This window comes from Paenarthrobacter sp. CM16, from assembly GCF_013179505.1.
Taxonomy (GTDB): domain Bacteria; phylum Actinomycetota; class Actinomycetes; order Actinomycetales; family Micrococcaceae; genus Arthrobacter.
Genome location: NZ_JABMCX010000315.1, coordinates 1 through 5,135, shown reverse-complemented (window position 1 = coordinate 5,135; position 5,135 = coordinate 1). Strand labels below are relative to the sequence as shown.

The 5,135-nt window shown below is 64.4% G+C and carries 6 protein-coding genes; all 6 read left to right on the top strand.

Translation table 11 applies throughout. The annotated features are described in order from the left end of the window. Positions 1-271 precede the first annotated feature (271 nt). The 6 genes from HP499_RS20525 (at position 272) to HP499_RS20500 (ending at position 4,827) form a co-directional block, all read left to right on the top strand. Positions 272-1,285: a DUF4192 domain-containing protein gene (locus HP499_RS20525; protein ID WP_172325980.1), complete on the top strand. Its 1,014-nt coding sequence runs from the start codon at positions 272-274 to the stop codon at positions 1,283-1,285. 197 nt (positions 1,286-1,482) lie between these two features. After that, positions 1,483-1,635 (top strand): hypothetical protein, encoded by a 153-nt coding sequence (locus HP499_RS20520; RefSeq protein ID WP_172325979.1) that lies wholly within the window; start codon positions 1,483-1,485, stop codon positions 1,633-1,635. Between the two features lie 530 nt (positions 1,636-2,165). After that, a complete protein-coding gene (gene dprA, locus HP499_RS20515) occupies positions 2,166-3,074 on the top strand; it encodes a DNA-processing protein DprA (protein WP_172325978.1) in 909 nt (302 codons plus the stop codon). A 61-nt stretch (positions 3,075-3,135) separates the two neighbouring features. Then, positions 3,136-3,528, top strand: a complete 393-nt coding sequence (locus tag HP499_RS20510) for a hypothetical protein (protein ID WP_172325977.1) — start codon at positions 3,136-3,138, stop codon at positions 3,526-3,528. A 574-nt stretch (positions 3,529-4,102) separates the two neighbouring features. After that, complete coding sequence (locus tag HP499_RS20505; RefSeq protein WP_172325976.1) at positions 4,103-4,453, top strand: hypothetical protein; 351 nt, start codon at positions 4,103-4,105, stop codon at positions 4,451-4,453. A 62-nt stretch (positions 4,454-4,515) separates the two neighbouring features. After that, positions 4,516-4,827: a hypothetical protein gene (locus tag HP499_RS20500; RefSeq protein WP_172325975.1), complete on the top strand. Its 312-nt coding sequence runs from the start codon at positions 4,516-4,518 to the stop codon at positions 4,825-4,827. The last annotated feature ends 308 nt before the right edge of the window (positions 4,828-5,135 follow it).

Here is a 5,135-nt window from a genome sequence, read left to right as displayed (position 1 = left end):
GCTGCTGTCCTTCGGATTCTATGTGTCCGCTCCACCCCGTCTAGCCCCTCCGCAGGCTCCGGGGCCTGCGGTGCAGGAAATGTCCCTACGGCGCTCCTGCGTCGCTTATTTCCTCCGGGAATTTCCCACACCTTGCCCAAGGGTAGACAGGCCTCCGTCGGCCACAGCTCCGCAAGCTTCGCCAGCAGCCAAAAAACAACGGGGGAGGAAAGAAAGTAGCTGGCCGGGTCACACCGCTCCCTCACCAATCCTCTGCAAAGGACACAAAACCATGAACGACCGCATCAACATCAGCACCCCGGCCGACATCCTGGCCTACGTCCCCCACATGCTGGGCGAGACCCCCAAGGAATCCTTCGTCCTGATCACGATGCGGGGCAACGCACTGGGCGCCACGCTGCGCCTTGATGCCCCGCTCTGCTTCGAACCCAAGGCGTTCGCCCAAACCGTCGTCAGCTACGCGACAGCCGACGAAGCGGCAACCGGGACCCTGCTGGTCATCTACACCGACGAGAACACCACGGCCGGACCCCGCCCGTTCTCCGAGCACGTTCAGGCGTTGCGCACCGAGTTGGAGACAGCGCGGATGCCCCTGAAAGACGCATGGATGGTGACCTCGGAAGTGTGGAGCAACTACCTGTGCACAGACAGCGCTTGCTGCACCGAGCGCTCACTGGACGAGATCACCAACAGCACCGGCAACACCGCCTTCATCTACCGGGGAAGCAACGTCACCGGCTTCACCGCCCCTGAGCCGTTCACCGGCGAGGAAGCAGCACGCGAAATAATCGCCGCGCACAAGCCCGACGGATGGCCCGAGGACACCGAAGCACGCCGCACCCAATGGGCTGAACTCCTTGAAAACCCCAAAGGACTCACCAACGAGGCCGCGCTGGAACTGGCAGGAGCGTTGCAACACCCCATCACCCGGGATTACCTGATGGCGGACATCATCACCAACGCCCCGGATCAGTTCACCTCCGTGCTGCTCGGTGTGTTCATTGCCCGTCCCGACTGGAACCGCGTGGACACGGCCCAGGAACTTGTCTTCGAGCTGATGAAAGTCACCCCCGAAGGACAACGCGCCCCGATGCTAAGCGTGATCGGCTGGACGGAATGGCTGAAAGGAAAGTCCAGCTTCGCGGGCCGGTACTTCAAGCTCGCGTTGGAGGACGTCGAGGGTTACCGGTTCGCGGAACTCATGACCGATCTGGTCAGCCGCGGCCTACTTGCTGACTGCGTGCGTGATCCGAAGAAGGCCTATGCCCGCAAGATAGGCCGCTAACCGGAGGAGGCCGGACCCCACACCAAGGGTCCGGCCTTACCCATCGGGATCTCGCCCAGGTGCGCGCGGCCTCCCCCGCTCCGCTCCGCCGGCCGCGATGACGCTGCCGCGGGCGTAGCGACTTTCCAGTGAAACCGCAGGAACAGCCGATACGGTGAAAGGACAAGCAGTCCAACACCCGAAGGCAGGACCCCACCGTGGCCGATGAGATCCGCATGACCGAGGCAGACACCATTGCCACCGACGCAAGCCCAGCCGAAGACGTCCTGGAACTGCGCCTACTCACAGCCGGACCCGTCACCGGACCCGTTGACCGGCCCCTGGAAGACCACCGTCTAGACGAGGTGTAAAGCACGGCAGCAACCGAGCTGCCCCCACAAATTTCTTTTGCAGAGAAACAGAAAGAGCCGGCACCCACGTGCCGGCTCTTTCGCCTTCCATGCCCAAATGACCCTGATGCCCGGTGGCCTGGGGGAGGCGTGCTCGCGGGGCTCGCACCCTTTTTGGGCGTCCACTGCGCTTCGCTCCGTGGCCGGCTGTTGGGCCCGGTCCCGACGTCGCAGAGCTCCGCCGTGCCCGGTCCTGTGTGTCTACGACGTTTTTTGGCTGCTGTCCTTCGGATTCTATGTGTCCGCTCCACCCCGTCTAGCCCCTCCGCAGGCTCCGGGGCCTGCGGTGCAGGAAGTTCCCTGCGGCGCTCCTGCGTCGCTTATTTCCTCCGGGAATTTCCCACACCTTGCCCAAGGGTAGACGGGCCTCCGTCGGCCACAGCTCCGCAAGCTTCGCCAGCAGCCAAAAAACAACGGGGGAGGAAAGAAAGTAGCTGGCCGGGTCACACCGCTCCCTCACCAACCATTCCTCTGCAAAGGACACAAAACCAATGAACGACCGCATTGCACGCGCCGCCCTGACTCGTCTTTTCGATTCCCAGGACTCCACTGGCCGGGCGCTTGTCCACGCTTTGGGCGCCTACGCGGCCCTGAGAGTAGCAACCGGGGCGCAACCGCCCCACACCTTCCGCCACATCACGGAAGCGGAGTTGAGCGAAGGGCTGCGCCGATGGGCGCAGCGGATCCCTGACGTGGACGCAGAAAGGGATCTTGCCACCATTGAACGACTGGGCGGAGGTTTCCTTATCCCGGGTGATGAACACTGGCCTGTCGGCCTCGATGATCTGCCTGATGCCCCGTATGGGCTTTGGTACGTCGGGAACATCGCCCAGGGGATCCCCGCGGTACAGCGCGCGGCAGCGTTGACCGGTTCCCGCGATTCCACGAGCTACGGCGCAGCTGTCACCGGTGAGATTGCCCATGGACTGGCCCAGCGTGGAATCTGCATTGTCTCCGGCCTGGCCTACGGCATCGACGCGCACGCCCACCGTGGCGCGATTGCTGGCTTTACCGGCACCGGACCGGCGACGATCGCTGTTGCAGCCGGAGGCCTTGACCGGGTTTACCCGTCCGGCAACGCGGACCTCGCGGCCGCGATCAGGGCCAACGGTTTGGTTGTCTCGGAGCAGCCTCCGGGAAGCGCGCCTACGCGTTACCGCTTTTTGCAGCGGAACCGCATCATTGCCGCCCTAGCCGGGGTTACCTGTGTTGTCGAAGCCCGGTGGCGTTCCGGTGCGCTGAACGCCGCGCACCACGCGGAAACCATTGCCCGGCATGTGGCGGCAGTGCCCGGGAGCGTGCACAGCGCGAACTCGGCAGGCTGCCACAGGCTCCTGAAAGAAGGCACGGCGGCCTTGGTTTCCGACGCCGCAGAACTGGCCGAACTACTCGCCAGCTAGACCCACCGGTGGCCGGGACGCCCGTCCCGGCCACCACCCCATTCGTAAAGGAGACAGAACCATGACTGAAAGCCCCGAAACCGGACAGGACGCCGAAGAGATCGCATGGTTTCCCGCGCGTGAGCTGGTGGACGCGATGAAAGCCGAAGGCTTGGAACTTCACGTCGAGCAAACCGGCGGAGGCACCGCCACCTTTTTCGTTCAGAGCGAAGGCAGCCACACCTTCACGGTTGGCCCCGGATCGTTCAGCTGGAAGAACCCCCTGGAATCCAAGTTCACCACCGCTGAGCTCTACTACGGCCCGGACCACTACGACGTCGACGGCGAACCGGTGGAGTTCTCCGCCGATGAAGAGAAGACCATCACGCCGGGAACACCGATGGCTGATATCGCCCAAGAAATCGCCGCGAACTTCCGCCGTTTCAACACTCGCACGACCGGAAGCGCCACGTAAGCGGGGTGGGCCGTTCGCCTTGCGTGGGCGGGCGGTCCGCCGCAGGGGGCCGGCTCTTGTGGGTGGTTGCCGGCGACGGACCGCCGTTCCCGCAACGGGGCCGGCATTGCTCGCCTGGTGCGTGCGGCAAGCCTTGGCGGGTACTAACCTGGGCGGATCCGAGCGGGCCAGGACAGGAGCGTGCTCGCGGGGGCTCGCACCCCTTTCGGGCGTCCACTCCGCTTCGCTCCGTGGCCGGCTGTTGGGTGATGCCGGTCCGTCGCAGAGCTCCTGCCCGTCAACACCTGTTTGTCTACGACGTTTTCTGGTTGCTGTCCTCCGGATTGTAGGCGTCCACTCCACCCCGTCTAGCCCCTCCAAAAGCAGTCGGGGCCTGCGGCACTGGAATTCTTCGACGGCGCTTCGCTTATGTCCTTTCGAAGATTTCCAACACCTTGCCCTGCGGGTAGACAGGGCTCCGCTGGCCGCCAAGCAAGCAAGCTTGCCAGCAACCAAAAAACAACGGGGGAGGAAACAAGGTAGCTGGCCGGGTCACACCGCTCCCTCAGCAATCCTCTGCAAAGGACACAAAACCATGCTTAACCACCTGATTGCGCTGTACATCCCGTCGCGGCTCAGCGAGAACGTCACCGTGGCCGGCCTCGACGCACGGCACAGCAGCCTTCAAGTCATCGTCGGCGGCGGCCTGGAGTGCATCGCCAGAGGCGACTGGCAGGTCTACCTGAACGCCGAGACGCAAACGACCGGACCATCGAACGTCCGCGCCGCGCAGCTGCTCCACGAAACCGGGCTTGATCTGCCCGTCACCGGGAACGCCGTGTTCCTGGGCCGGGAAGGTCTTAGCCATGACGTCGACGTTCCGGAGTACTTGATCCGCCGCGCCGAAGCACTCTTCGACACCCGGCTGACCCAGCCAGCGGCCTAAACCCCTGGGGGTGGCCGGGACCAGCTCCCGGCCACCCTCCCAAGTTTTGAGGAGACGGAACCATGACGAACTTCTGGGATGAAGACGGCGATTTCGACTATGAAGCCCACCACGAGGCAGGCCAACGCGACCAAGCGGCCGCGGCCGCCGCAAGGATCGGCTACCCGGGAATGGCGGATGCTTTCTACTACTTCGGGCTGCAGGGCAAACCGGATTCAACCTTCACGCCCGAACTGCTCGCAGCGTTGGATACGTGGCAGGTCCAGCTCGAGAAAATAGAAGCTGCCCCGGCCGACGAGGAAATCAAGGATCTACAGCGCCAGACCGAGGAAGCCACCAACGCGATCCTCACCCAGATCGACAGCGTCACATAAGCCCGAGGGCGGGCCGTTCGCCTTGTGTGGGCGGGCGGTCCGCCGCAGGTGGCCGGCTCTTGTGGGTGGTTGCCGGCGACGGACCGCCGTTCCCGCCCAGGGCCGGCACCACTCACCTGGTGCGTGCGGCAAGCCCGGGCCGGGATTGACCTGGGCGGATCCCCGGTGGCCTGGGGGAGGCATGCTCGCGGGGCTCGCACTCCTTTTGGGCGTCCACTCCGCTTCGCTCCGTGGCCGGCTGTTGGGCCCGGTCCCGACGTCGCAGAGCTCCGCCGTGCCCGGTCCTGTTGTGTCTACGACGTTTTTTG

Excerpts from the sequence above, each read along its gene's own strand:
- HP499_RS20525 (WP_172325980.1), top strand. The coding sequence starts at position 272 with ATGAACGACCGCATCAACATCAGCACCCCGGCCGACATCCTGGCCTAC.
- dprA (WP_172325978.1), top strand. The coding sequence starts at position 2,166 with ATGAACGACCGCATTGCACGCGCCGCCCTGACTCGTCTTTTCGATTCC.
- HP499_RS20510 (WP_172325977.1), top strand. The coding sequence starts at position 3,136 with ATGACTGAAAGCCCCGAAACCGGACAGGACGCCGAAGAGATCGCATGG.
- HP499_RS20505 (WP_172325976.1), top strand. The coding sequence starts at position 4,103 with ATGCTTAACCACCTGATTGCGCTGTACATCCCGTCGCGGCTCAGCGAG.
- HP499_RS20500 (WP_172325975.1), top strand. The coding sequence starts at position 4,516 with ATGACGAACTTCTGGGATGAAGACGGCGATTTCGACTATGAAGCCCAC.